This is a genomic window from Ruegeria sp. AWH4_226 (genome assembly GCF_056159225.1).
The window spans coordinates 2,010,070-2,033,932 of record NZ_JBSWUU010000001.1 but is presented as its reverse complement, the minus strand read 5'-3'; the positions used below and the strand labels follow the sequence as shown (position 1 = coordinate 2,033,932).

At 58.5% G+C, this 23,863-nt stretch carries 24 protein-coding genes and 2 tRNA genes; 11 read left to right on the top strand and 15 right to left on the bottom strand.

Features of this window, described 5'->3' with window-relative positions:
* Positions 1-51: 51 nt before the first annotated feature.
* From ACXAET_RS09985 to ACXAET_RS09970, 4 genes are read left to right on the top strand one after another with little or no spacing between them, the layout of a single operon-like run.
* The gene (locus ACXAET_RS09985; protein ID WP_475184179.1) at positions 52-918 is read left to right on the top strand and encodes an FAD binding domain-containing protein; all 867 of its coding nucleotides are present in this window, start codon (positions 52-54) and stop codon (positions 916-918) included.
* Positions 915-1,394: a (2Fe-2S)-binding protein gene (locus ACXAET_RS09980; protein ID WP_068339347.1), complete on the top strand. Its 480-nt coding sequence runs from the start codon at positions 915-917 to the stop codon at positions 1,392-1,394. The genes ACXAET_RS09985 and ACXAET_RS09980 overlap by 4 nt, the downstream gene beginning before the upstream one ends.
* Positions 1,394-3,649 (top strand): xanthine dehydrogenase family protein molybdopterin-binding subunit, encoded by a 2,256-nt coding sequence (locus tag ACXAET_RS09975; protein WP_475184177.1) that lies wholly within the window; start codon positions 1,394-1,396, stop codon positions 3,647-3,649. The genes ACXAET_RS09980 and ACXAET_RS09975 overlap by 1 nt, the downstream gene beginning before the upstream one ends.
* A complete protein-coding gene (locus tag ACXAET_RS09970; RefSeq protein ID WP_475184175.1) occupies positions 3,642-3,887 on the top strand; it encodes a MoaD/ThiS family protein in 246 nt (81 codons plus the stop codon). The genes ACXAET_RS09975 and ACXAET_RS09970 overlap by 8 nt, the downstream gene beginning before the upstream one ends.
* Here ACXAET_RS09970 and ACXAET_RS09965 read toward each other — a convergent pair.
* The gene (locus ACXAET_RS09965; RefSeq protein ID WP_475184172.1) at positions 3,884-4,591 is read right to left on the bottom strand and encodes a lysophospholipid acyltransferase family protein; all 708 of its coding nucleotides are present in this window, start codon (positions 4,589-4,591) and stop codon (positions 3,884-3,886) included. The two genes, ACXAET_RS09970 and ACXAET_RS09965, sit on opposite strands and share 4 nt — an antisense overlap.
* A gap of 142 nt (positions 4,592-4,733) precedes the next feature.
* On the opposite strand from ACXAET_RS09965, the gene ACXAET_RS09960 reads away from it, so the two are divergent.
* Together ACXAET_RS09960 and lptF are read left to right on the top strand one after the other, a co-directional pair.
* A tRNA-Trp gene (locus ACXAET_RS09960) sits at positions 4,734-4,809 on the top strand.
* Between the two features lie 202 nt (positions 4,810-5,011).
* A complete protein-coding gene (gene lptF / locus ACXAET_RS09955; protein ID WP_475184170.1) occupies positions 5,012-6,151 on the top strand; it encodes an LPS export ABC transporter permease LptF in 1,140 nt (379 codons plus the stop codon).
* On the opposite strand, the gene ACXAET_RS09950 is transcribed toward lptF, so the two are convergent.
* Positions 6,148-6,975 carry a LysR family transcriptional regulator gene (locus ACXAET_RS09950; RefSeq protein WP_475184167.1) on the bottom strand — a complete coding sequence of 276 codons (828 nt, stop codon included), beginning with the start codon at positions 6,973-6,975 and terminating at the stop codon, positions 6,148-6,150. The genes lptF and ACXAET_RS09950 overlap by 4 nt on opposite strands.
* A gap of 101 nt (positions 6,976-7,076) precedes the next feature.
* Here ACXAET_RS09950 and ACXAET_RS09945 point away from each other — a divergent pair, with 101 nt between their 5' ends.
* Positions 7,077-7,667 carry an HD domain-containing protein gene (locus ACXAET_RS09945; protein ID WP_475184165.1) on the top strand — a complete coding sequence of 197 codons (591 nt, stop codon included), beginning with the start codon at positions 7,077-7,079 and terminating at the stop codon, positions 7,665-7,667.
* Here the strand turns inward: ACXAET_RS09945 and speB are convergent.
* The 10 genes from speB to ACXAET_RS09895 all read right to left on the bottom strand — a co-directional run bounded on the left by speB (position 7,664) and on the right by ACXAET_RS09895 (position 18,742).
* Positions 7,664-8,506, bottom strand: a complete 843-nt coding sequence (gene speB / locus ACXAET_RS09940) for an agmatinase (RefSeq protein WP_475184164.1) — start codon at positions 8,504-8,506, stop codon at positions 7,664-7,666. The genes ACXAET_RS09945 and speB overlap by 4 nt on opposite strands.
* Complete coding sequence (gene nspC, locus ACXAET_RS09935) at positions 8,503-9,672, bottom strand: carboxynorspermidine decarboxylase (protein WP_475184163.1); 1,170 nt, start codon at positions 9,670-9,672, stop codon at positions 8,503-8,505. Before nspC ends, speB begins: the two co-directional genes overlap by 4 nt.
* Before the next feature lie 107 nt (positions 9,673-9,779).
* Entirely contained in the window at positions 9,780-10,991 is a 1,212-nt protein-coding gene (locus ACXAET_RS09930; RefSeq protein ID WP_475184161.1) for a saccharopine dehydrogenase family protein, read from the bottom strand.
* Positions 10,992-11,016: 25 nt separating this feature from the next.
* Positions 11,017-12,906, bottom strand: a complete 1,890-nt coding sequence (gene speA / locus ACXAET_RS09925) for a biosynthetic arginine decarboxylase (RefSeq protein ID WP_475184160.1) — start codon at positions 12,904-12,906, stop codon at positions 11,017-11,019.
* Positions 12,907-13,006: 100 nt separating this feature from the next.
* On the bottom strand, positions 13,007-14,089 hold the full coding sequence (locus tag ACXAET_RS09920) for a DUF1513 domain-containing protein (protein ID WP_475184159.1): 1,083 nt from the start codon (positions 14,087-14,089) through the stop codon (positions 13,007-13,009).
* Positions 14,090-14,092: 3 nt separating this feature from the next.
* A complete protein-coding gene (locus ACXAET_RS09915) occupies positions 14,093-15,103 on the bottom strand; it encodes an imelysin family protein (RefSeq protein ID WP_475184157.1) in 1,011 nt (336 codons plus the stop codon).
* A 3-nt stretch (positions 15,104-15,106) separates the two neighbouring features.
* Complete coding sequence (locus ACXAET_RS09910) at positions 15,107-16,648, bottom strand: di-heme oxidoreductase family protein (protein ID WP_475184156.1); 1,542 nt, start codon at positions 16,646-16,648, stop codon at positions 15,107-15,109.
* Positions 16,608-17,093, bottom strand: coding sequence for a bacterioferritin (gene bfr, locus ACXAET_RS09905; protein ID WP_068339295.1), 486 nt, complete (start codon positions 17,091-17,093; stop codon positions 16,608-16,610). Before bfr ends, ACXAET_RS09910 begins: the two co-directional genes overlap by 41 nt.
* Complete coding sequence (locus ACXAET_RS09900) at positions 17,041-17,334, bottom strand: (2Fe-2S)-binding protein (protein WP_082677527.1); 294 nt, start codon at positions 17,332-17,334, stop codon at positions 17,041-17,043. Before ACXAET_RS09900 ends, bfr begins: the two co-directional genes overlap by 53 nt.
* A 136-nt stretch (positions 17,335-17,470) precedes the next feature.
* The gene (locus ACXAET_RS09895; RefSeq protein ID WP_475184153.1) at positions 17,471-18,742 is read right to left on the bottom strand and encodes an imelysin family protein; all 1,272 of its coding nucleotides are present in this window, start codon (positions 18,740-18,742) and stop codon (positions 17,471-17,473) included.
* Between the two features lie 299 nt (positions 18,743-19,041).
* Here ACXAET_RS09895 and ACXAET_RS09890 point away from each other — a divergent pair, with 299 nt between their 5' ends.
* Positions 19,042-19,524, top strand: coding sequence for a ZrgA family zinc uptake protein (locus tag ACXAET_RS09890; protein ID WP_475184152.1), 483 nt, complete (start codon positions 19,042-19,044; stop codon positions 19,522-19,524).
* Positions 19,525-19,598: 74 nt separating this feature from the next.
* Here ACXAET_RS09890 and ACXAET_RS09885 read toward each other — a convergent pair.
* Together ACXAET_RS09885 and ACXAET_RS09880 are read right to left on the bottom strand one after the other, a co-directional pair.
* Positions 19,599-19,674, bottom strand: a tRNA-Ala gene (locus tag ACXAET_RS09885).
* A 140-nt stretch (positions 19,675-19,814) separates the two neighbouring features.
* The gene (locus tag ACXAET_RS09880) at positions 19,815-20,141 is read right to left on the bottom strand and encodes a TIGR02300 family protein (RefSeq protein WP_475184150.1); all 327 of its coding nucleotides are present in this window, start codon (positions 20,139-20,141) and stop codon (positions 19,815-19,817) included.
* Between the two features lie 100 nt (positions 20,142-20,241).
* Between ACXAET_RS09880 and ACXAET_RS09875 the strand changes: the two genes are divergently transcribed.
* The 3 genes from ACXAET_RS09875 (at position 20,242) to ACXAET_RS09865 (ending at position 22,854) form a co-directional block, all read left to right on the top strand.
* Positions 20,242-20,937, top strand: coding sequence for a M48 family metallopeptidase (locus ACXAET_RS09875; RefSeq protein ID WP_475184149.1), 696 nt, complete (start codon positions 20,242-20,244; stop codon positions 20,935-20,937).
* 30 nt (positions 20,938-20,967) lie between these two features.
* Entirely contained in the window at positions 20,968-21,615 is a 648-nt protein-coding gene (locus ACXAET_RS09870) for a GntR family transcriptional regulator (protein WP_068339278.1), read from the top strand.
* A gap of 111 nt (positions 21,616-21,726) precedes the next feature.
* Positions 21,727-22,854: a lytic murein transglycosylase gene (locus ACXAET_RS09865; protein ID WP_475184147.1), complete on the top strand. Its 1,128-nt coding sequence runs from the start codon at positions 21,727-21,729 to the stop codon at positions 22,852-22,854.
* 4 nt (positions 22,855-22,858) lie between these two features.
* On the opposite strand, the gene ACXAET_RS09860 is transcribed toward ACXAET_RS09865, so the two are convergent.
* Positions 22,859-23,821, bottom strand: coding sequence for an acetyl-CoA carboxylase carboxyltransferase subunit alpha (locus ACXAET_RS09860; protein WP_475184145.1), 963 nt, complete (start codon positions 23,819-23,821; stop codon positions 22,859-22,861).
* Positions 23,822-23,863: the final 42 nt, after the last annotated feature.

The following is a 23,863-nucleotide window of genomic DNA, read 5'->3' as shown; positions in this document are numbered from 1 at the left end:
TAACGTCCCCCTGGACCCAGTGAACCCTGATTAACAGGTGCGAGGAAATTCATGAACTATCACAGCCCAGCCAGCTTTGCCGAGGCGTCGGCTCTGGCCGCGAACGCGACGGGCATCACACGGTTTCTGGCGGGGGGCACAGATGTTCTGGTGCAGCTGCGCTCGGACGTTGTGACGCCTGATACGCTGATCGACATCAAGAAAATTGACGGTGTACACGACATCACCCGCAACGCCGATGGCAGTTGGACGCTGGGTGTTGCCGCCACTGGTGCCGAGATGACCGAGCATGCCGATCTTGGCCGTGACTGGCCCGGTCTGGTCGAAGCGATGGATCTGATCGGATCGACCCAAGTGCAGGGGCGCGCAACGCTGACCGGCAACCTGTGTAATGGCTCACCGGCGGCGGATTCGGTGCCCGCAATGATTGCGGCAGGCGTGACTGTCACGGTGACCGGGCCGAGCGGAGACCGTGAGGTGGCCGTAGAAGACATTCCAACTGGCCCCGGTAAAACGTCGCTGGCGAAAGGAGAGGTGATTTCCGCCGTCAACATCCCCGCGCGGGGCGAGAATGGCGGCGACGCCTATCTACGCTTCATCCCGCGGACCGAGATGGACATCGCCGTGGTCGGCGTTGGCGTGAACCTGCGCCTGGACGGGGACATAATCACCGAAGCCCGCGTCTCACTGGGGGCGGTTGCGCCGACCGTTCTGCTGGTTGAAGACTGCGCCAAGGCCATCATTGGCAGCGCATTGGATGACACGGCGCTGGATGCGTTGGCCGTCGCGGCCTCCGCCGCCTGCAATCCGATAGATGACAAGCGCGGCACGATCGCCTTTCGCACCGAGGTCGCTGGCGTTCTGGCCAAGCGCGCCGCGAAAATCGCCTATGCCCGCGCCAAGGGAGAAGACGCATGAGCAAGCTCCACGTATCCACCACCGTCAACGGCGACACGGTAGAATTCCTGTGCGATCCGCGCGAAACCCTGTTGGACTGCCTGCGCGACAAGCTGAACCTGACAGGCGCAAAAGAAGGGTGCGGCACCGGCGATTGTGGTGCCTGCTCGGTTACTGTTGATGGTCGTCTGGTCTGTTCCTGCCTGGTGCTGGGAGTCGAAGCGGACGGTAAGAGTATCGAAACCGTCGAGGGCATTGCGGACGGCGACATCCTGCATCCGCTGCAGAAGAAGTTCATCGAACATGCTGCGCTTCAATGCGGTATCTGCACGCCGGGTATTCTGGTTGCGGCAAAATCGCTGTTGGAAAAGAATCCCAACCCGACCGAGGAAGAAACCCGGTATTGGCTGGCAGGCAATCTCTGCCGCTGTACCGGTTATGACAAGATCATTCGTGCCGTGATGGAAACGGCGGAAGAACTGCGGGAGGCTTCGTAATGGCACTCGACGATCGCAAATCCGAATTCACGTTTGTTGGCACCCGTCCCGACCGTCCTGACGGGCTGGACAAGGTTACAGGCCGCGCCAAGTTCGGGGCGGATATGTCCGCGCCCGGTATGTTGCACGGTGCGATCCTGCGGTCGCCTCATGCGCATGCACGGATTGTAAAGATCGACATATCGAAGGCCGAGGCGCATAAAGACGTCAAAGCCGTCGTCACCCGCGCAGATTTCGCTGACGTGCCTTTCAAACCCGGTTTGGAAGGTGAGTTCTGGAATGTTCTGGAAAACGTCATGGCGGGCGAAAAGGCTCTGTATGACGGGCACGCGGTGGCGGCTGTGGCGGCATCCTCTGCGCTGGCGGCGCGTGATGCGCTAAAGCTGATCGAGGTTGAATATGAGGTCCTGCCGCACGTCACGGATGTTGACAAAGCGATGGCCCCCGATGCGCCGGTGATCCGCGAAGGTGCGGCTGATTACTCTGTCCCCGAAGGGATGCACCCAAACGTCGTTCGCTATCACGAAAGCGGCCACGGTGATGTTGAGGCGGGCTTTGCCGAGGCTGATCTGATCATCGAAGACAGCTTTATCACTGAGGCGACCCACCAAGGCTATATCGAACCACACGCCTGTCTCGGCATGTTGGGCAATGATGGCAAGGGTGAGCTGTGGTGCACCACTCAAGGTCATTGGATTGCGCAAAAAACCTGCGCTGCATTGCTGGGGATCGAGACGTCGCAACTGCGCGTGACCGCCTCGGAAATCGGCGGTGGCTTCGGCGGTAAGACAACCGTGTTTATCGAGCCTGTCGCGCTTGCGCTCAGCCGCAAGGCCAACCGTCCGGTCAAGATCGTCATGACCCGGTCCGAAGTCTTCCGGGCAACCGGCCCGACCGCGTCTGCCTCGATGGATGTCAAAATCGGCATGAAGAAGGACGGCACCATCTCGGCGGCTCAGGGCGTGTTCCGCCTTCAGGGTGGGGCGTTCCCGGGTGCGCCGGGTGACATGACCGCGATGTGTGCATTTGCGCCTTACAACCTGACCAACGTCAAGCAGATTGGCTATGACGTCATGTCTAGCCGGCCAAAACAGGCCGCTTACCGCGCGCCGGGTGCGCCCATGGGGGCGTTCGCGGTGGAATCCGTGCTTGATGAGCTGTGCAAGAAGCTGGGCCTTGACCCCGTTGACGTCCGCCTGAAAAACGCGGCTCATGAGGGTACAAAGGCCAGCTATGGACCGCGTTATGAGCGGATCGGTCTGGTTGAAACGCTTGAGGCCGCGAAGGCGCATCCCCATTACACGGCACCGCTTAAACCGGGGCAGGGGCGCGGAATCTCGTGCGGGTTCTGGTTCAACCACGGTGGTGAGACGTCTGTTTCACTGGCACTGTCCGAGGATGGCTCGGCGCAGTTGATGGTCGGCACGCCCGATATTGGCGGTTCGCGCGCCTCTATGGCGCTGATGGCGGCTGAGGTGTTGGGCATTCCCTATGAAAACATCCGCGTCACCATCGCAGACACCGCGACGCTGGGCTACAACGACGTCTCGCACGGCTCGCGCGTGACATACGCGTCGGGCCTGGCGACGATCAAGGCCGCGAAACACGCGGTTGAGAAGCTGTGCGAACGTGCAGCAGCCAAATGGGATATTCCGGTTGAAGCGGTGAAGTGGGAAAATGGATGCGCGGTGCCTTCTGGCCCCAACGCAGGCGATTTCGATCCGATGCCGCTGGCGGACATTACGGCCGATATGGGCCGCACCGGGGGTCCGATCTCGGGCCATTTTGAGGCCACCCCGGAAGGTGCGGGCGTGTCCTTTGGCACCCATATCGTGGATGCTGAGGTTGATCCAGAAACCGGCAAAACCTCGATCACGCGCTATACGGTGATTCAGGATGCAGGTAAGGCGATTCACCCGACCTATGTCGAGGGTCAGTTTCAGGGCGGTGCCGCGCAAGGCATCGGCTGGGCGCTGAATGAAGAATACATCTATGGCGAAGACGGTCGCCTGCAGAACTCGATCTTCCTTGACTATCGCATCCCGGTCGCGAGTGACCTGCCGATGATCGACACGGTTATTGTCGAAGTGCCAAACCCCGGCCATCCATTTGGTGTGCGGGGCGTGGGTGAGACGGGCATCGTGCCGCCCTTGGCTGCCATTGCAAACGCGGTGTCACACGCTGCGGGCGTTCGGATGAAGCAATTGCCAATGTCGCCGCCGCGTATTCTGGCCGCGCTCAAGGACAATGGTTGAGGTCCGCCTCTGGTCCGGTCTCCGGTCTTTGACCGGGGGCCAGCAGGTGGTGGAGGTTGAGGCCAAAACCACCGGTGAGTTGCTTCGCGAGCTGGTAAAGGCGCATCCGCAACTGCAAGGGCCGATTGATGCGGGCGTCTCAATAGCGATTGACGGTCGCGTTATCGCCAGCGGGCTGACGGAAACCATCCCCGAAGGCAGCGAAGTCTATCTTATGCAGCGGCTGCGGGGCGGCTAAGCCTTAGGCGACCACGGCTCGCGGCCGACCATACGGTCGGCTTCGGCGGTGATGTCGTTCATATGCTGTTCAAGGCTGAGACGCAGTTCTTCGATTTGCGCGTCGGACGCTTTGCGCGGAACGGTTTCCGTCCATTCCCGGCACAGAAAAACACCCTTGTTCCGCCACGGGCGTGGCATCAGCAGACGGTCCCATGTCCCCGCTTCTTTGGCATATTGCGCGGAAAAAGTGATCCCGAAGATGCGCTTGCCCGAGGTGCGCGCCCAAACCAGAGGCACGGTCGACAGCACCCGTTCAGGTCCGCGTGGTCCGTCGGCGGCAATACCGATGGAAATCCCCTCATTCATCTTGCCCAGAACTTCGCGCGACACGGCAATGTTGCTTTTGTGCTTGCTGGCCATGGCAATCGTGTCCATGCCGAACAGTTTCTGCACCCGCCCCACCATGCTGCCCGCGCGCGCGGATGAGGTGATCGAGCAGATGCGCCCTTTATCCAGCGGAAAGAAATAGGGCGACTGCGCCAGCCGCTGATGCCACAGCACCACGATGACAGGTTCACCCTGTTCGACAAGCTGGTCGAGGTCTTCGTAGCCGATGCGCTGCCAGCTGGTGTTGCGATTGACCAGCCGGATATAGCCCGCAATACGGCGCGCCGCCCAGTTCAGAACGGCTTCGCTGTCGGCGATCTTTTTGCGGATGCTCACAGATTGGTCCCTCTTGCTGACCGGACCGTGTCTTATAGAACTCAACGCGCGGCGCAACTTGTTTGTCACATGCAGAAGTCGGGCAGAATCTGAAAAAGCCTCTTGAGTCCGCCGCGCGGCTGGCATATCTGAGGCGCATCTTAGGGGTATAGCTCAGTTGGTAGAGCGACGGTCTCCAAAACCGTAGGTCGCGGGTTCGAACCCTGCTGCCCCTGCCATTTCAACCAATCACAAAATCGGTGCCAACCTGTCAACTCTCGAGGCTAGGCTTTTCGGCGGTGTGTGAGTGTCTTCATTGCCGCGCAATATTTATTCCATGGAGAAACCCGCAATGGTGTCAGCCTATAGGTCGATCTCGGTTTCCTACGGTGGCGGAATGACATATGGTTACGTGTATTACGAACACGCGTAAGAGGACCCATGTCGCGCTTCGATGGATATTTCCTGCGGCAATTGCTGATTCTGTTTGGCTTTTTCACCCTGGTTCTGGTCGGCGTGTTCTGGATTACCCGATCCGTCAGCCTGTTTGACCGCGTCATCAGTGGCGGACAATCCGCAATGGTGTTCCTTGAGTTTTCGGCGCTGACCCTGCCGACACTGATCCGGACCGTAATGCCCATGGCGGTTTTTGCCGCCGCTGTTTATGCCACCAACCGCCTGAGCCGCGAGAGCGAGATGACGGTGATGCTGGCCACCGGTTCCAGCCCCTGGCGTCTGGCGCGTGCGGTGTTTCTGTTCGGCCTTGTGGCGGGTCTGATGATGGCGGTCATCAGCGTCTTTCTACGCCCGGCATCGGTTGAGCAGCTTGAACAGCGGCAGGCCGAGGTTGCCGGGGACGTAACCGCACAATTGCTGAACGAGGGGGAATTCCTGCACCCTACCTTCGGCGTCACTGTTTATATCGGTGGTATAGATTTGGATGGCACACTGTCCGAGGTGTTTGTTTCGGATCGGCGGGACGCGCTGAACCCGGTCAGCTATTCCTCGAAAACGGCCTATCTGGTGAACAATGAAACCGGTATTCACCTGGTGATGCTGGACGGAATCGCATTGCGGCTGGATCGGCAAAGCCGCACCTTGTCGTCGACCCTGTTTGAGGACGCGTCTTATGACATTTCGGCGCTTGCGAACACGAACACCATGGCCGAGCGCAGCCTTGAGGCGATCCCAACCATCGAACTTCTGCGGGATCGTGATGCCATTAGCACGGCCGAGGGCTTCACCACGGGCGAATTGGTCGATGAATTGCATCAGCGGTTCTCATGGGTTGCCATTTGCGTCGCCGTGGCGCTTGCCGGCTACGCAACGCTGATGTTGGGAAGCTTTTCGCGCTTTGGCCTCTGGCCGCAAATTCTTGTAGCCTTCACCATTCTCGTCTTGCTTGAAGGCGTTCGGGGCTTTGTTTCCCCGGTCGTGATCGACGAACCCCAGCTATGGATGCTTTTGTATCTGCCAGCGGCTATGGGCATTGGCATCTCGTGCCTGTTTTTGCTGGTGGCCGGGCGGCCCTTGATGCGAAGGCGTCACCGGGACACGCAAGGCACGGTCGCGCAGGTTTAGGGTGGTGAACGCAGGTCGGTCAGACAGGTCAGGATATCGTTGCTGGTAGAACTGCCCCGTCGCGTCACGAGGTGAAGTGGCAGCATGAGGTCGACGCTGCCTGCCACGGGGATCAGATTGTTGGAGCGCAAGTGGTCTCTGACCACGTATTCGGGGAAATAGCCGGTGCCACCCCGCTGCAGAACATAGCGCAAAGCCATCAGGCAGTTCCCCAAGAACACGGTTTGGCCGGCTGCCTGCCGCGCGGCAGAGCGCACGTGGTCCTGATAGACCTCGCCCAGTTCCAGATTGACGAAAACGGGATCGTCCGTTGCCGGGGTTTTCACAAGCAACAGACGCTCAGGGTGCAGTTCATGTGATTCAATGCGCGAGTCATTTGGTTGTTCGTGAGTGAGAGCGGCATCAAGAACATGGGTGGCGACCGCGTCGATCATGTTCAGGTCGTGATCAAAGTTCAGCGTCAGCAGAAGTTGGCCCAGCTTTTGTTCAAACTGCACGGCAAGATCGACCAGCAATGGGTCCCAGATACTCAGTTGCGCGCCAAGGCGTAAAGCGACCCGGTTCTGCGTCTGCGCGGGCAGATCGCGTGCTGCAAAGGACCACAGCGACACCATTTGCTCTGCATAGGGCCGAAACTGCCTACCGAATTCGGTGAGGTTAGTACCGCCCGCGCCGCGGGTGAACAGGGGCTTACCGGTTTCTTCTTCGATCTGTCGGATACGTGCGCTGACGGCGGTCTGAGTTACGTTCATTTTGCGCGCGGCGGCGTGGAAGCCGCCCGTATCAGCGACGCAAAGAAAGGTTTCGATTGCTTTGAGTTGCATACTGAAAGTATTTTTTCATCGTTCTGATAAAATCAAATCATTTTTTTGAGTATTCGATCTGCATTATGCTGTCGCCAGCAGACGAGCCAAAGGACCACGCCATGCTAGACAAAAGCCACAAACCCACCTGGACCAGTTTTGAAGAGGCATCCAGGGCCGATTGGGACGCCGTGATGGAGTATGAAGAGGCTTACAATGCCGCTTTGCCCGATCGGATTCTGGACGCGATCCGGTCTTTGGATGAGGACTGGACGCCCTATCCGGTGAACCGATATCAACACAGCTTGCAGGCCGCCACGCGGGCCTATGAGGATGGTGCGGATGATGAACTGGTTGTCGCAGCCCTGATCCACGACACTGGCGACATTCTTTCGCCTTACAATCACGGCGAACTGTCGGCGGCGATGATGAAGCCGTATGTCAGCGAGAAAACCTATTGGATTCTCAAGCACCATTGCGTCTTTCAGGGGTACTACTACAACCATCATCTGGGCGGTGATCGCAACGCCCGCGACAAGTATCGCGACAGTCCTTATTGGGAGGATTGCCGCTATTTCTGCCATGAATACGATCAGAAAGCCTTTGACCCGAACTATCCAACCAAACCGCTGGACTTCTTCGAACCCATGTTGCGTCGCGTGTTGAGCAAGGGCGAGGGGCATATGGAGTTGAACGAAACGGCCGAAGATTAACAGGCGGCCATCAGGCGATACACGATTTGCGCCGCGGTAAAGTCCCAGGCGGCGTTGCCGTCGGGGGCCAATTCGACCACGTCAAAGCCCACACATGTGCGGCCTTTCAGAGCGTGTTCGACCAATCGCAGCGCCTGATAGTACCCCAATCCGCCCGGTACAGGGGTCCCAGTGGCGGGCATGAGCGACGGGTCCAAGCCGTCTACATCGAAACTGACATAAACCAGCTTGGGAAAGTCCTCGGGCAGGTCGATGGCATGGATGCCGCCTGTGACCAGTTCTTCGGCATCCACATGGAAAACATGGTTTTTCAGGCGGCTCTGTGCCTCTTCGGCGGAAAACGCGCGGACGCCGAACTGGGCGAGGCGGATGCCTTGTTCGGCCAGTAGATGCATCACCGATGCGTGCGAGTGTTTTTCGCCCTGATAAGCGTTGCGTAGGTCGGCATGGGCGTCGATCTGGACAATACCAATCGGTTGAGTCAGCGCACGCGCAACGCCCATCACCGCACCGTAGCTCAGCGAATGCTCTCCACCCAGTGTTACAGGGACTTTGCCCGCACGAACGGCAGCCTCGGTCCGCTGGGCGAGGCGCGCCATCACGTCGGGCATGGGGCCGATGCAATCCAGCGGTTTTTCGGTGAATATCCCCTCGACGCAGGGTTCAGCATGGCCGGTGATGCGTTCAAGTTCATTGCTGGCCTCGATGATCGCGCCTGGGCCTTTGGCGGTGCCAGACCCGTAAGAGACGGTCCGCTCAAGCGGCACAGGGATCACCCGGAACCGGGCGTCTTCGGTACGCTCAGATGCGGTCAGTTCACTATCGAGGAAGGTGTTCATGAGAGTCTGCTCTTAAAGTCGTCATAGCCGAATTGTTTGACGATTTTCAGTTCGTCCGTTTCGCTGTTCCACAGCGCGATGGTCGGCAATGGAACACCGTTGAATGTGTTGGTTTTGACCATCGAATAATGCGCCTGATCTAGGAAGGCAAAGCGCTGTCCGATTTCCAGCGGTTTGTCCCATGTGTAATCCCCGATCACGTCGCCCGCCAGACAGGATGGACCACCCAACCGATAGGTGTGGCCCGCGTCGGCCTCATCCATCAGGGCGGGGCGATAAGGGGCTTCGATCACGTCGGGCATGTGGCAGGTTGCCGAAATGTCGGTGATCGCAAGGTTCATGCCGTTGGTCGGCAGGTCGAGGATTTCGCCGACCAAGATGCCTGCGTCCAACGCGATGGCCTCGCCGGGTTCCAAATAGACCTCGACGCCGTATTTCTCTCGAATGGTCTGGATAAAGGCGACCAGCTCGTCGCGGTCATAGTCATCTCGGGTGATGTGATGGCCGCCGCCGAAATTCAGCCATTTCAACTGGCCGATGTAAGGCGCGATTTTGGGTTCAACGGCCGCCCACGTGCGCTGCAAGGGGTCAAACCCCTGTTCACAAAGCGTGTGCATGTGCAGACCATCCACTCCGTTCATGGCGTCGGCAGTTAATTGGCTAACTGGTGTGCCTAAACGCGAACAGGGCGCACAGGGATCGTATCTTGGAATCTCGCCCTCGGAATGTTCCGGATTGATACGCAGGCCGACCTGAACGCCCGCCGCATGCGCCTTGGCCAGAAAGCGAGCCTTCTGGGCCGGAGAATTGAAGATGATGTGGTCGGACAGCGAAAGGATTTCATCTATCTCGGCGTCTTTGTACCCGGCGCAAAAGGTTGCGACTTCGCCACCGTATTCTTCGCGACCTAAGCGAGCCTCGTAGATGCCGCTAGCGCAGGTTCCGTCCAAATACTGGCGCACCAAAGGGGCCAGCGAATACATCGAAAACGCCTTGAGCGCGCTGAGGATATGCGCACCGGATCGGGTGCCGACATCTGCAAGGATGCGTAAGTTCCGCTCGACAGCTTTCTCATTAACCACAAAGCAAGGCGAGGGCACGCGGCCAAGGTCGAAATTGCGGAAGGCACCGGCGTCTCCGGCCTGTGTTGTCATCATGTCGGACATGTCCGGCGTCTCCGATTGTTGAAAGGCCGGGGGGCTCTGCCCCCCGAACCCCCCGGGATAATTTTGGCCAGATGAAACAGAGCGGCCGTGCAGACCGTCCTGGGCGATCAGAATTCGACCGGGCCGTCGAGCTCGTGGACCTGCCAGGGCAGGCCATGTTCGTTCAGCATATCCATGAAGTCGTCGGGGTCGAGCTGTTCCATGTTCCACACACCTGGATCGGTCCAGTTGCCTTTCAGCACCTGAGCCGCGCCGATCATGGCGGGGACGCCGGTGGTGTAGCTGACCGCCTGGCTGCCGACCTCGGCATAGCATTCTTCGTGGTCGCAGATGTTGTAGATGTAATAGGTCTTCTCGCCTGACCCGCCCTTGGCCTGGCCAGTGGCGATATCGCCGATACAGGCCTTGCCCTTGGTTTCCGCGCCCAGATCGCCGGGATCGGGCAGCAGGGTTTTCAGGAACTGGATCGGGATGATTTCCTTGCCGTCATGCATCACCGGATCAATGCGGGTCATCCCGACATTCTGCAGCACTTTGGCGTGGGTGATATAGGCGTCCCCGAAGGTCATCCAGAACCGCGCGCGCTCGATCTCGGGGAAGTGGGTCGAGAGCGATTCCAGTTCCTCGTGATACATCAGGTACATGTTTTTGGGGCCGATGGCGGGGAAGTCGAACTCGACCTTGTGGGTCATGGCGGGGCTGTGATGCCATTTGCCACCTTCCCAGTGGCGGACCTCGGCCAAAACTTCGCGCAGGTTGATTTCCGGGTTGAAGTTGGTGGCAAACTCCTGATCGTTCGAGCCGCCATTGGCGTCCAGCACGTCGATCTGGCGGATCGTATCCAGCTTGTGTTTTTTCAGCCATTTGGCGAAGACGGATGTCACACCCGGATCAAAGCCCGACCCGAGGATGGCCGTCAGGCCCGCCTGCTTGAACTTATCCTGATAGGCCCATTGCCAGTGGTATTCGAACTTGGCCTCATCCTCGGGCTCATAATTCGCGGTATCTAGATAGTGGATGCCCGCCTCAAGGCACGCATCCATCAGCACAAGATCCTGATAGGGAAGGGCAAGGTTCACGAGGATTTCAGCGCCTGTGTCTTTGATCAGCTTGACCGTGTCGGCAACGTTGTAGGCATCCAGTTCGGCGGTCTTGATATCCACGCCCACGCGCTCTTTCACCGATTTGGCGATGGCGTCGCATTTTGCCTTGGTTCGGCTTGCCAGAGTGATTTCGGTAAAGATGTCCGAATTCATCGCCATCTTATGCACGGCGGCGTGCGATACACCGCCCGCGCCGACAACCAGTGTTTTACCCATGGGAAAAATCTCCTTTCACCGGGGGTTATTCGTAATAGGTGTAGCCGTTGATCGAGTCGCGATACGCGCCCATCAGGGTTTTGCGATCCTTGGCCATCAGAGTACCGGTCGAGATCGCCTCGTCCACCATTTTGCGGAAAGCCGCGACACAGTCCTGCGGGTCGAATTCGACATATGACAGGACCTGGCTTATCGTGTCGCCCTCTTGTTCGTGCAGCAGGTCAAAGCCACCGTCGGGGCGCAGGTCGATGGTGACAACGTTGGTGTCGCCGAACAGATTGTGCAGATCGCCCAGCGTTTCCTGATAGGCGCCGACAAAGAAGACGCCCATGAAGTAATCATCGTCTTCGGGCAGGGAATGCACCGGCAGGCTGGGCGACACACCGTCGGCCAGGATAAACCGGTCGATCTTGCCGTCGCTGTCGCAGGTGATGTCGGAAAGAACCGCACGGCGATCAGGTGTCTGGTTCAGATTTTGTAGCGGTACGATCGGGTGCAGCTGATCGATAGCCCAGACATCGGGCAGCGATTGGAACAGCGAGAAGTTGCAATGGTAGATATCGGCCACTTTCTCAAGCTGCTCGTCCACATCGGTTTCCAGACCATCAGTTGCAGCCAGCGCCTTGAGACGGGCCATGAGCGACAGGTAGATGCGTTCGGCGCGGGCCATCTGGCGCAGGTCCACGTATCCACGGCGGAACAGGGCGCGTAATTCGTTGCGATAGAAAGTGGCATCGTTCCAGCATTCCTGTAGCCGGTCGCTGCTGAGGTACCCATGAACAGCCGCCAGATCGGAAACAAGATGGTGATCTTCGGCCTCCACCCCAGGTCCGTTTGGTGCATCATAAAGGGTGCTTTCCAGCACGTTGAAGACCAGCATCGAAGATGTCGCCACCACAGCGCGCCCGCTTTCGGTGACAAGCGTGGGATGGTCCACTTCGGCCTCATCCATTGCATAGGCCACGGTTTCGACCACGTTGGCGCAGTATTCCTCGACCGTGTAGTTGATTGAGTTCTCGGCCGCCTTCTTCTCGCCGGTGTAATCGACACCCATGCCGCCACCAAGGTCCAGATGCGTCAGCGGTACGCCCTCGCGCGTCATTTCGGTGAAGTAGCGACAGGCCTCACCCACGGCGCGGCGCACATCGTTGACGTCCTGCACCTGAGACCCAAGATGTGAGTGCTGCAATTTCAGGCAATGCAGCAGACCTGCTGCTTGCAGCTTATCGATCGTGGCGACAAGCTGGTCTGTGTTCATGCCAAAGGCCGAACGGTCACCCGAGCTTTCTTCCCACTTACCGCTGATCTGGTTGGTCAGTTTGACCCGGACACCGATAAGGGGTTCGATGCCCAATTCATTATAAACCTCGATCACCGTGTCAGCCTCTTTCGGGCTTTCCAGAACGATGACCGTGTTGAAACCAATCTTGCGGCTGAGGATTGCCAGTTGGATGAACTCGGCATCCTTTACACCGTTGCACACGATCAGCGCCTCAGAGGCCAGACGGTGGGCCAACGCAACCACGAGTTCGGGTTTGGAACCGGCTTCCAGACCGTAATTGTACTTTTTCCCGAATTCGACGATGCGGTCCACGACCTGCGCCTGCTGGTTCACCTTGATTGGAAATACGCCGCGATAGCTGCCTTTGTAGCCGACGCGCGCGATGGCGTCGCTGAAGCTTTCGTTTAGATGTGCGATCTCGTGTTGCAGATAGGATGAAACACGTAAGACCATCGGTGCCTTGATGCCGCGCTGGTCCAGATCACGCAGGATACCGGGTAGGCTGATCGCCGCCGCTTCGGGTGCCATGGGATTGCGCAGACCGATCTCGCCCTGCTCCGTCACCTCGATGAGGCCTTTGCCCCATTTATCAACCCCGTAGATAGAATGCGGTGCGTCGGGCGTCTGTTTCAATCAAGTCAGTCCTTTAAGTGAGGGTACCAATTCAGCGCCCGCCAATACGGCAGCAGTTTGATTCGTCCAAGTGTAATCTATGTGACAGGATTTTCGGAATTTATATGGGAGTGCGAATTGGGATCAGGTGATTGTCCCATTGGCAGTCCGACCGGGCGGAAACGTGGACGCCGGACGTCAATGCTCCAACAAGTCCGGTCCCGGTGGTAAAAACGAAACCATCTGGACCCGGGCCGAGGCCACAAACGTCCTGCAGTGGATAAATCCCGGTCAATCGGCCATCTGCGACGTTGAACTGATGTAGTACATTGCCACGCGGACAGGTGATGGCAACAAAGGCACCGCTGCCGGAAAAAGCAATGCTGCCAGCATATCCTTGCAAGGTACTTTGGTCTGCGTCAGAGGCTGACAGCAGCCGAGGAGCCTCCCCTTGCTGGTGCAGGCCGAGCAGCGCAGGGTGGTGCGTCTTGTCCCCTTGCCATTGCATCGCAAATGCAACCAGACCATCGGGCCGGACGCTGAGATGCCGGATCGAGTTCTTATGCAGCGCATCTGCCAACTGAACTTGCTCAAGGACGTTGCCAGACAGATCCAGGTAGGACAGCAGTGGTTGCATCGTCGGCAAGTTTAGCTTTGTGCGCCCTGTCTCGGGGTGGGTTTCGATACCACCATTGGCCACGACAAGGGTTTGGCCGTCCGGCATCAGACGCATGTCATGTGGTCCGATCCCGCCCGAGGAAAACTCGCCGATGCGCGTGTAATCGTCGGTATTCCAGACGCCGATCACGCCCTCGCCTGCCTCATAGTTGTTTTCGGTGGTGAACAGGCGGGTGCCGTCCGTGGAAAAAACACCATGACCATAAAAGTGATGACCCCTCGGGGCGTTCAGCCGGATGACCTCGGTTCCCTCTATGCAGTCGATGACCACGGCGAAGGTGCCGGGGCGTCGGGCAAAGGCGACGGCCTGCGCGCGGTGCGGATGCGCTGCGGCAGCGTGTCCGCGGGCGGGCAGGGGAATCGAAAACAGGATATCTCCGCCTGTTTCCAGCCCGGCCAGACGATAACTACCGTCCGGGAACAACGCCGCGGCCAGATAATCCGGCCCGCCGACCGCAGCCCAGCCCCGGATCGGCGCAAGGCTGACGGCAGTCAGTCCAGCCAGGAAATGGCGTCGGCTGTGCATCGATCAATCCCCATCAAGTGAGTTGAAGCCCGCGCTGATACCAAGCGTCGGTCCAAGCTCGGTCGAGGCAATGGTACGGATGTTATTTATCGATTGCTGCAGTGCCTCTACCCGGAAACGACCCGCGGGAGTGGCCACCCCGGCAAAACTTGGATCCTCAAGCGATTGCGCGCGGGCAATTGCATCGTCGAATGCTCGGTCGAAATCGGCAGCGATATCGGGATTATCCGCGGATAAGCGCGCAGCAAGGTCCTGTAATGCGATTAGCGACAGTTCCACATGTCGAAGTGACCGTTCAGACCGGCGCGCCTCGGCCCGGTTGGGGCGGGGGCGATCAAATGTTCCCAACGGGCGGCCAAGCCGGGTATCGCCTGTAAACTCCAACCCGGTTGTCAGAGCCTTGTAAAGTTCCTGCATAGCCTCATCGCCGGACCGATACGGGCTGTTGCCGCCCGGCTGTGTCAGAAATATCGCATAGCTTTCCCAATCGGAGTCGATCGCGTTAGCGTTTCGATTAATGTCCGCGGTGACCGCCTGTATTAAATCACAACGATAGGCTGGGGCTCCCTGATCTGCGAACCGAGGGTCGTACAGCATCAATTCCAGAGCAAAAAACCCTCGGCCTGCAACCGAGGTTTCGGCAAATTCGTCAGGGTTTCGAACTGCGGTGTCCTCGATGTCGATCAACCTTGTCAATGCTTTTGGGGTATGCCCTTTTGGGTCCGGCCAGAATGCCATGGCAAAGGCGCGGTCATCTACCTCGGACGGTCCGATCCGGAGGTGGCTGACTGAGATCCAATCGTCAAATGCCGTATTGAACGCGTCGCGCAAGTCGGACGAGGTGGGTTCACAATCCTCTTGCGCCGCCTGCGCCAAAAGATCAGTTGATCCGGAAAGGGCTGCAAAGCCTGGCACGATATGCCCTTCGACTGCATCGGCCAGAATTGGTCCACGGTCCTTCGCAAAGGCGGACAGTGGCAGCAACACGGCAAGGGTATAGGCATGAATACGCATAGGTCAGAGGCTTTCTAAAAAACGGATAAGGGCGTCACGGTCGGGTTTTGGCATGGCAACCACCTTGTCGCGGGCTGCCTGTGCTTCGCCACCGTGCCACAAAATAGCTTCCAGCAGCGTTTGCGCGCGACCGTCATGCAGGAACTGGGTATGACCCGAGACCTGCTTGGTCAGCCCAATGCCCCACAGCGGGGGTGTGCGCCACTCGCGGCCTGTCGCGCGACCCTCGGGGCGGTTGTCGGCCAATCCTTCTCCCATGTCATGCAGCAACAGATCGGAATAAGGCCAAATCAGCTGAAAGCTGTGTTCGGACCGGTCCGGCATACGATGGGTGACAAAGGCGGGCGTATGACATGATGCGCAGCCTGTGTCGTGAAAAACCTGCTTTCCACGCAGCACCCGCGGGTCGTCCACATCACGTCGCGCCGGGACGCCCAGATTGCGGCTGTAGAAGGCGACAAGGCCCATCCCCTCATGGCCGATCTCAAACACGCGGTCATCACCATCGCCATGCACTGCGTCAACGCAGTCAATCTGCGCTGCGGTACAATCGCCATGAGCCGCAGGATAGAGCGGGCTGGAGATTCCGATGTCTCCAGCGAAAGCCGATGCGGATTGGTCCATTATCGTCGGCATTCCAGCCTTGTGTCCGAACCGCCCGATCATCGGCGCGCCATATTCGATCGCCCACACGATATTCGGACGACCTGATATCCCGTCACCATCCTCGTCCTCGGGGTCGGCATTGGCCAGCAAATCTTCAACCGGGATCGCCTCAAGCAATCCCAGGCCGATCATCTGAGGCGCCACGCGCGGGCTGAGCATCGCCTCGGGGTGCAGCGGGCCGTAGCCCAGGTCGGCCGCGGTGTAGGTCGGCTTGCGTAGTGTGACGACCTCACCATCTGAAAGGGTCACGGGCACGTCTTCGTACACGATGTCCAAACGGTATTCGGCCGGGTGGCCGGGCAGGGCCAAATCCTGCATTTGTCCGCCATAGGTCGGCTCGGGCTGTGTGGCGATGTAATCTTCGATCTCAGCGTAGTCTGCGCCACCGGGGATCGACACGCGCAGGAACATAGAAATTGCGTTGTCATTCGGGCCGTTGGGCGTGTGCCCGCGCCCGTCCTTTATATGACAGCGCTGGCATGATCGCGCATTGTACAGCGGCCCCAGACCATCCGAAGCCAGCGTCGATGCGGGAGAAGATACCCAAATTTTCTTGAACAATCCGTTGCCGACCTTGAAGTCCAGCTCTTGCTCAAAACTCAGGTTGGCTGAGGGTTGAGAGAACGCATCCGCATCGGTCCGGGCGCGGACGGTGGCGGCCCCTGCAGACAGTTCCTCGTATTGTTGCGGGGTGCTGAAATCGTCGGGCGCAGCGGTGACGCCGGCGATACGCGCGCGTTCATCCTTGGTGCGGGGTTCGAAATTCAGGTGGAGATCTTGCAGCTCGGCTGCGGGGGTTTGCGTGGCCGCAAGAGCGGCCACCGACAGAGCAACAAGACTACTCGCCCTCGTCCATTTTCGATGCGTTAAGTTGCGCATAATTGGCTTCGCCGATCCTTTCGTACAGGTCGAGCTGTGTTTCGAGGAAGTCAATATGGCCCTCTTCATCGCTGATCAGGTCCTCGAACAGGGACATCGATACATAGTCACCTGCCTCGCGGCAGTATTCGCGTGCCTCGACATACAGGGTTCGCGCGTCATGTTCGGCGGCAAGATCGCATTCAAGCGTTTCCTTGGGGGTCTGACCGATCCTCAGAGGGTCAAGTTTCTGCAGGTTGGGATGGCCTTCCAGAAAGATGATGCGTTCAATCAGCTTGTCTGCGTGCCCCATTTCTTCGATGGATTCTTCACGGCTTTTCTGGGCCATATGGCCTAGGCCCCAGTCCTCCTGCAAGCGATAGTGCAACCAATACTGGCTGACGGCTGTCAACTCATGCCGCAGAGACTTGTTGAGATAGTCTATGACCTTGGGATCGCCCTTCATCTGCACTCTCCTGTGATGCCTCGGTGCGCAACGCACGAAGCTGGATGGGTACTTCCAGATTATCGTTCGATCTCATCGTGTCCAGAAAAAGCGGCATGCATCCGCCGCAATCCGCTGATTTTCCAAGGGCATGGTAGATCTTGCCGGGCGTAATGATCGCCTCCGAGTCCGAGGTCCGCATCCAGTCGATTGCGGCCCGGATATCGTGATCAGTTATGTTTGTGCAGTGGCATACGATCATGGCGATTCGGTGCTCAGAATATTTCTTACTTAATTAGTCAGTTTTATAATCCGGGTCCAGTCGAAATTGCAGTGACCGGCAGGCCGGACGCATGATTTTGCTCATGCATCCGGCCTTAGTAGCGCCTACGTGGTCCTTACTGAAACACCGCGTCGGGATTATCGAGGCTGTCGGATCCTTCGAAGTCGATCTGATCCAGCTCCAATGCGTTCACGACGCGTTCGATGCTTCTGGTCTGGTCAACCAGACCGTTGACACCGCCCATGATCAATTGCTCGCCGCCTTCGTTGCCGCGCTCAAGCATCTGGTCATAGGCAAACCCGGCCTCAGCGGTTGATTTGATCCGTCCCAAAGCTTGCATCGTGTTGGCCAACTTGGTTTTCATTTCGGCGTCCAGAGCCGGGTCAGATGCGATCACCAGGTCAGACAACGAGGCACCGGACACCGGGGTGCCGTCGATACGCGTGTAACTTCCCAGATAAATGTTCTGAATGCCCAAGCCATCGTAGTAGTGGCTGTTATGGGTGTTGTCCGAGAAGCAATCATGTTCTTCCTCGGGATCGTTCAGCATCAGGCCAAGGCGCATGCGCTCGCCAGCCTGTTCACCATACGACAGTGATCCCATACCGGTCAGGATGGCCGAGACGCCCGCAGTTTCATCAGCGGTCAGCGCTGCGCGTGCTTCGCCGCCTTCGGCCCATTGCGCGGTCATCCACTCCAGATCGCTGACAAGCAGGTCGGTTGCGGCACTCAGGTACTGAGCGCGGCGATCGCAGTTGCCGCCGGTGCAGTCGTCACCCTGAACATAGTCGGTGTAAGGACGGTTGCCCGCGCCCGGTCCGTGGCCGTTCAGGTCTTGTCCCCATAGCAGGAATTCGATCGCGTGATAGCCCGTAGCTACGTTTGCCTCGATCCCGTCGGCCTCGTGCAGCGTCTCGCCCAGCAGTTCCGGGGTGATCTGACTGGCGTCGATAGCTACACCTGAAAGTTCGAACGAGGGGTTGGCGATCACGTTCAGCGCGGCGAATTCGTTTTCATCGGTCGGACCGCCATACGAGGCGTGTACATAGTCAATCAGCCCTTCATCCAGAGGCCATGCGTTCACCTTGCCTTCCCAATCATCGACGATTGCATTGCCGAAACGGTAAACCTCGGTCTGCTGATACGGAACGCGAGCGGCAATCCAGGCTGCACGGGCTGCATTCAGCGTGGCATCAGACGGCTCAGCGATCAGGGCGTTCACGGCTTCTTGCAGCGTTTTGGCCGCGATCAGGCTGTCATCGTATTTCGCCTCGGCGATGTTGGCGTAGGTGTTCAGAACATCAGCCTTGGACGGCGCATCCGCTGCACTGGCTGCAGAGGCTATGCCGAGTGTCAGAATGCTGGTGGCGGTAAAAAATCGGGTCATTTGGGTGACACCTTCCTGTCAGAAACAAATTCACAGTCGTCGATAACGACGCGTACGGCGCATTAACTGAGTGAAATAGTCAGTTATGTCAACCTAAGTTTTCTATTCGGAGCGACCTGCCCGATCGCTTTTCCCATATTTTGGCATTTCGGCCCAAATAGAGCTAAGGTTGCTCGAAAGAACCAAGAATGCGCGTGAACTTAAAATGCGTAGCATAGAGCACACGATTCCTTGTTGGGCGGTGTCAGACTATGAGAAGCCCTGCTGTCTATCTGGCCCTGATATTAGGGGCGCAATTGTTGTATCCCGATGAGGCTTTCGCGCAGGAAACTGGCGCGGGCCGCATGGAGATTTTCTTTTCTGATACGGCTTTTTCGGTGTCACTGAACTTGCCAGCTACAGAAATTCTTGGGGCTGAACAATCATCGGGAGACAAGGCAGCCCAGACGCCGATTGCGGTGGCGATTTCTGATCTGTCCGAACCGCTGAAACTTTTCGTGGTTGCTGATGAAGCGGGATGTTTCACTGCGGTGGTCAATGTCTCGCTGTCAGCCGTCGGGCTAGGGCAGACCACGGACAACGCGCAGGATTTACGTGGAAACCAAAACGATTTTCAGGCTGAATACCAGATACGATGCCAGAACATCCAAGCAGTCGAGACCATGCGTTTTGAATTCTTTGATCGCTTCCAGAATGTTGAAAAACTGGTTGTTTATTTCAATCGTTCCGGTCACCGAGGTTCTCAGGAAGTATCGCGGACTGCGCGTGATTTGTCGTTCTGATGTGCGCGCGCAACCACATCTGGCCAAATATCGAAGTTTTACGTGAACTATGCCGATAGTATCATGAAAAATCTTGGTGGAGCCTAGGGGAGTCGAACCCCTGACCTCTTGCATGCCATGCAAGCGCTCTCCCAACTGAGCTAAGGCCCCATTCAGGCACTGCCGCAGCAGTGGACGGACGTTTATGAGACGGCGGCTACGAGTGCAAGTACAAAAATGGTAATCCGCAAAACTTTCCGCAGTGCGTCCGTTGGTGGGTATGAGGCGACAAGCGCCGCCTCTGACCGTTTTTAGTTCTCGTCTTCCGACGACATGTCGGTGATATCCTCCAGCGAGACGTTGTCACTATCGTCATCATCATCGTCCAGCAGATCGTCGTCCAGATCGACGTCAACATTGTCGTCATCATCCAGAACCAGATCATCATCCGACGATTCTTTGCGCGCTTTGGCCGATGCGGCGTCTTCCGCGTCTGCGGCGATCATCCGGCTTTTGCCGGTCTCAAGCTCCACGATCTCGCCGGTATAGGGGCTGATGATCGGGTCCTTGTTCAGGTCGTAAAACCGCTTGCCAGTGGTCGGGCAAACGCGCTTTACGCCCCATTCTTCCTTGGGCATGTCAAATCCCCTTGATATCAGGTGAGTCGTAATAATGATTCAGGTCACGTGCCACATGCGGCGGGCACTGTCAAAGCCTTTGAGCAGGAGAAACAGGCATATGGGAGATCACGCATTGCCGGGAAAGCCTCCGGTGCCGCTGACGCTGCGTAAATCGGCGCGGGCGCGGCGGATCAGCCTTCGGATTTCCCAATTGGACGGACGGGTTACGCTGACCTACCCGCAAGGCGTTCCTGAGGCAGAAGCGTTGAGTTTTGCGCGCACGAAAGAAGAGTGGATACGCCAACATTTAGACGACCGACCCGACCCGGCGGTGGTTCAATTCGGTCAAACCATCCCCATTGAGGGTCTGGAGCGACGAATCGTTCCTGCACAGGGACGACGTGTCCAACTGCAAGGCGACGAGATTGCGGTTCCGAAAGGCGCAGAAGCGCGGCGTCTGGCACGCTTTCTTAAGGAATTGGCGCGGGACCGTTTGACCGGGGCCTGCGATGACTATGCGGCAATGCTGGGCCGGTCCTACTCTGGCCTGACCATCCGCGATACGCGATCGCGCTGGGGGTCTTGCAGCTCAGCCGGGGGGCTGATGTTCTCATGGCGTCTGATCCTGGCACCGTCCGACATCCTGCACTACGTGGCGGCGCACGAGGTCGCACACCTGATTGAGATGAACCATTCACCCGCATTCTGGGCGCAGGTCGAGCGGATTTTCGGCGACTACAGCGACCAGCGGCGATGGTTGCGCGACAACGGGGCAAAGCTGCATCAATACAGATTTGACGCGGTCATGAGTTGACCCTGCCGTTATTTGTGATCACATAAGCGGATGTTGACCACGCGCACTTCTGAATCCCAGACCGCCACGCATGACCGCGTGTATCGCACCCTGCGCGCCCGCATCATGCATGGTGAGATTGCGCCGGGGCAGGCGTTGACGCTGCGTGGGATCGGCAAGGAATTCGGCGTGTCGATGACCCCGGCGCGTGAGACTGTGCGTCGGTTGGCCGCCGAAGGGGCTCTGTTCCTGTCCTCCTCGGGCCGTGTTTCGACGCCAGAGTTGACCAATGACCGGATCGAAGAACTTGCCGCCCTGCGCGCGCTGCTTGAGGTCGAACTGGCCAGCCGTGCCCTGCCAAGGGCGCATATGGCTTTGATCGATCGCCTGCAAAGCATCAACGTAACCGTGGCTGAGATGGTCACTAAACGGGATGCCGTCGGCTATATCCGCAGCAATCTGGAGTTTCACCGCACGCTTTATCTGCGGGCGCAAGCCCCAGCGATGTTGGCGATTGCGGAAACTGTCTGGCTGCAACTTGGCCCCACGATGCGCGCGCTTTACGGCCGGTTGCGGCGTACTGAACCGCCGCATAACCATAAGCTGATCATTGCCGCCCTTCAGGCCGGGGATGAGCCCGGATTGCGTCTGGCGGTTCGTTCGGACGTGACACAGGGCCTGCGCTTGCTGGTCAGCTAGGCGGCTTGTTGCCGAAGCTCTGAGATTGCGTCTGTTTGGCGTCGTGGTTCTGGTTTGAAGGCCGGGTCTGCGCTACGCTGGACCAAATCAAAACAAGAGCAGATTTCAGCCATGATCAATCGACGGATTTTTTCTTTGGGCCTCGGGTCGACCCTGTTGGCCGCCTGTTCCACCGGAAGCTCAACCAATACGCCAGCTTCGCGGATGCAGGCCGTTCCCAACGCCGGATGGGACGCATGGGTGGCCGGGTTCAAGGGCCGAGCTGCGGCGCAGGGGATCTCGCAATCAACGATCAACACCGCCTTTCGGGGCGCTGGCTATTTGCCCGATGTGATCGAGCGGGACCGCAATCAGGTCGAATTCAAACGATCGCTTGAGGATTACCTGGCCATCGCGGCCTCGGATGAGCGGATCGAGACTGGCAAGCAAATGCTGGTGCGGCACGCCGGAACCCTGTCGCAGATCGAGGCGAAATACGGCGTCGACAAAGAGGTGATCGTGGCCGTATGGGGTTTGGAAAGCCGGTACGGCGCGCGGCGCGGGGATGTGCCTGTGGTGTCGGCAGTTTCGACGCTGGCTTATGACGGGCGGCGCGGTGCGTTTTTCGAAAAGCAGTTGGTGGCTGCCCTGAAGATCATTCAGGACGGAGACACCACCCCCGCGAACATGACCGGCAGCTGGGCCGGGGCGATGGGGCACACGCAGTTCATTCCGACGTCGTATCTGGCCTATGCCGTGGATTTCACCGGTGACGGGCGGCGCGACATCTGGTCTGAGGACCCGACGGATTCGCTGGCGTCAACCGCCGCCTATCTGTCCCGCGCGGGTTGGGTGCGCGGACAGCCCTGGGGGGGCGAGGTTGGTACGGTTTCGGGCACGCCTGCCGCGGTGTTGCAACCACAGAAGCCCGGGCCGCGCATTGCGGTGTTCCGTAATTTCCAGGTGATCAAGCGCTACAACAATTCGGACAGCTACGCGATAGGCGTCGGACATCTATCTGACCGCATCGCCGGTGGCCCGCCGTTTCAAGCCTCGTTCGGACCGGATGCGACGGGTCTGACGCTAGAGGATCGTAAAGACCTTCAGCGCCGCCTGACTTCGGCTGGCTATGACACACAGGGTGCAGACGGGGTAATTGGAAAAAACACCAAATCGGCCATCAGCGCCTATCAACGTGCCTCCGGTCTGCCGGTGACTGGCGAACCTTCGGTCGCGTTGTTGCGCAGCTTGGGCGGCTGACGGGTTACGCCGCCAACCCTTTTGAGCCGATATCCAGAAACTTTTGTCGGCGGTCCTTGATCAGGGCTGCCGCGTCTTTGCCGTCTAACTCTTTCAGCATCTGGGTAACTGCGTCTCGGACAGAGTCCATGGTGGCGGGGCGATCACGATGGGCGCCGCCCTTTGGTTCCTTGATGATAAGATCACAAACACCCAGCTTGTGCAGGTCTTGCGCGGTCAGGCGCAGCGCCTCGGCGGCTTCCCGCATTTTCTCGGCATCCTTCCACAGGATCGATGCGCAGCCTTCGGGTGAGATCACCGAATAGACCGAATGTTCCAGCATCGCGACACGGTTCGCCGTGGCAAAGGCCACAGCTCCGCCTGAACCGCCTTCGCCGATGATGACTGATACCAACGGCACACCGATCTTCAGGCACATCTCGGTCGAGCGTGCGATGGCCTCTGACTGGCCGCGTTCTTCGGCCCCTTTGCCGGGGTAGGCGCCTGCCGTGTCGATCAGGGTAATCACGGGCAAGCCAAAACGCCCGGCCATCTCCATAAGACGCACGGCTTTGCGATAGCCTTCGGGCCGGGCCATGCCAAAATTGCGTTCAATGCGCGATTTGGTGTCTGACCCTTTCTCATGTCCGATGACCATGACAGGTTGGTCATTGAACCGGGCCAAGCCGCCGATCACTGCCAGATCGTCGGCGAAGTTCCGATCGCCCGCAAGGGGCGTGAACTCGGTAAACAGCGCCTCGACGTAATCCTTGCAGTGAGGGCGTTCCGGGTGGCGCGCCACTTGGCATTTCCGCCACGGAGTCAGATCGCCGTAAAGCTCGTCCAGCAGCTTGGCAGCCTTGGCATCCAGGGCCGCAGCCTCTTCGGACACATCCATTTCTTCGTTGGCACGGGCCAGCGCGCGCAACTCTTCGGCCTTGCCTTCGATCTCGGCCAGGGGTTTCTCGAAATCCAGATACTGGGTCATGACGCCTCTTAACGCGGAATTACCCTGCTATATGACCTGACG

Bases quoted from the DNA above. Each gene is read 5' to 3' on its own strand.
- ACXAET_RS09985 (WP_475184179.1), top strand. From the start codon at position 52: ATGAACTATCACAGCCCAGCCAGCTTTGCCGAGGCGTCGGCTCTGGCC.
- ACXAET_RS09945 (WP_475184165.1), top strand. From the start codon at position 7,077: ATGCTAGACAAAAGCCACAAACCCACCTGGACCAGTTTTGAAGAGGCA.
- ACXAET_RS09910 (WP_475184156.1), bottom strand. From the start codon at position 16,648: ATGCGCAACTTAACGCATCGAAAATGGACGAGGGCGAGTAGTCTTGTT.
- ACXAET_RS09975 (WP_475184177.1), top strand. From the start codon at position 1,394: ATGGCACTCGACGATCGCAAATCCGAATTCACGTTTGTTGGCACCCGT.
- lptF (WP_475184170.1), top strand. From the start codon at position 5,012: ATGTCGCGCTTCGATGGATATTTCCTGCGGCAATTGCTGATTCTGTTT.
- speB (WP_475184164.1), bottom strand. From the start codon at position 8,506: ATGAACACCTTCCTCGATAGTGAACTGACCGCATCTGAGCGTACCGAA.
- ACXAET_RS09880 (WP_475184150.1), bottom strand. From the start codon at position 20,141: ATGCCCAAGGAAGAATGGGGCGTAAAGCGCGTTTGCCCGACCACTGGC.
- ACXAET_RS09870 (WP_068339278.1), top strand. From the start codon at position 20,968: ATGTTGACCACGCGCACTTCTGAATCCCAGACCGCCACGCATGACCGC.
- ACXAET_RS09930 (WP_475184161.1), bottom strand. From the start codon at position 10,991: ATGGGTAAAACACTGGTTGTCGGCGCGGGCGGTGTATCGCACGCCGCC.
- nspC (WP_475184163.1), bottom strand. From the start codon at position 9,672: ATGTCCGACATGATGACAACACAGGCCGGAGACGCCGGTGCCTTCCGC.
- ACXAET_RS09980 (WP_068339347.1), top strand. From the start codon at position 915: ATGAGCAAGCTCCACGTATCCACCACCGTCAACGGCGACACGGTAGAA.
- ACXAET_RS09950 (WP_475184167.1), bottom strand. From the start codon at position 6,975: ATGCAACTCAAAGCAATCGAAACCTTTCTTTGCGTCGCTGATACGGGC.
- ACXAET_RS09920 (WP_475184159.1), bottom strand. From the start codon at position 14,089: ATGCACAGCCGACGCCATTTCCTGGCTGGACTGACTGCCGTCAGCCTT.
- ACXAET_RS09860 (WP_475184145.1), bottom strand. From the start codon at position 23,821: ATGACCCAGTATCTGGATTTCGAGAAACCCCTGGCCGAGATCGAAGGC.
- ACXAET_RS09875 (WP_475184149.1), top strand. From the start codon at position 20,242: ATGGGAGATCACGCATTGCCGGGAAAGCCTCCGGTGCCGCTGACGCTG.
- ACXAET_RS09970 (WP_475184175.1), top strand. From the start codon at position 3,642: ATGGTTGAGGTCCGCCTCTGGTCCGGTCTCCGGTCTTTGACCGGGGGC.
- ACXAET_RS09895 (WP_475184153.1), bottom strand. From the start codon at position 18,742: ATGACCCGATTTTTTACCGCCACCAGCATTCTGACACTCGGCATAGCC.
- ACXAET_RS09865 (WP_475184147.1), top strand. From the start codon at position 21,727: ATGATCAATCGACGGATTTTTTCTTTGGGCCTCGGGTCGACCCTGTTG.
- bfr (WP_068339295.1), bottom strand. From the start codon at position 17,093: ATGAAGGGCGATCCCAAGGTCATAGACTATCTCAACAAGTCTCTGCGG.
- ACXAET_RS09900 (WP_082677527.1), bottom strand. From the start codon at position 17,334: ATGATCGTATGCCACTGCACAAACATAACTGATCACGATATCCGGGCC.
- ACXAET_RS09915 (WP_475184157.1), bottom strand. From the start codon at position 15,103: ATGCGTATTCATGCCTATACCCTTGCCGTGTTGCTGCCACTGTCCGCC.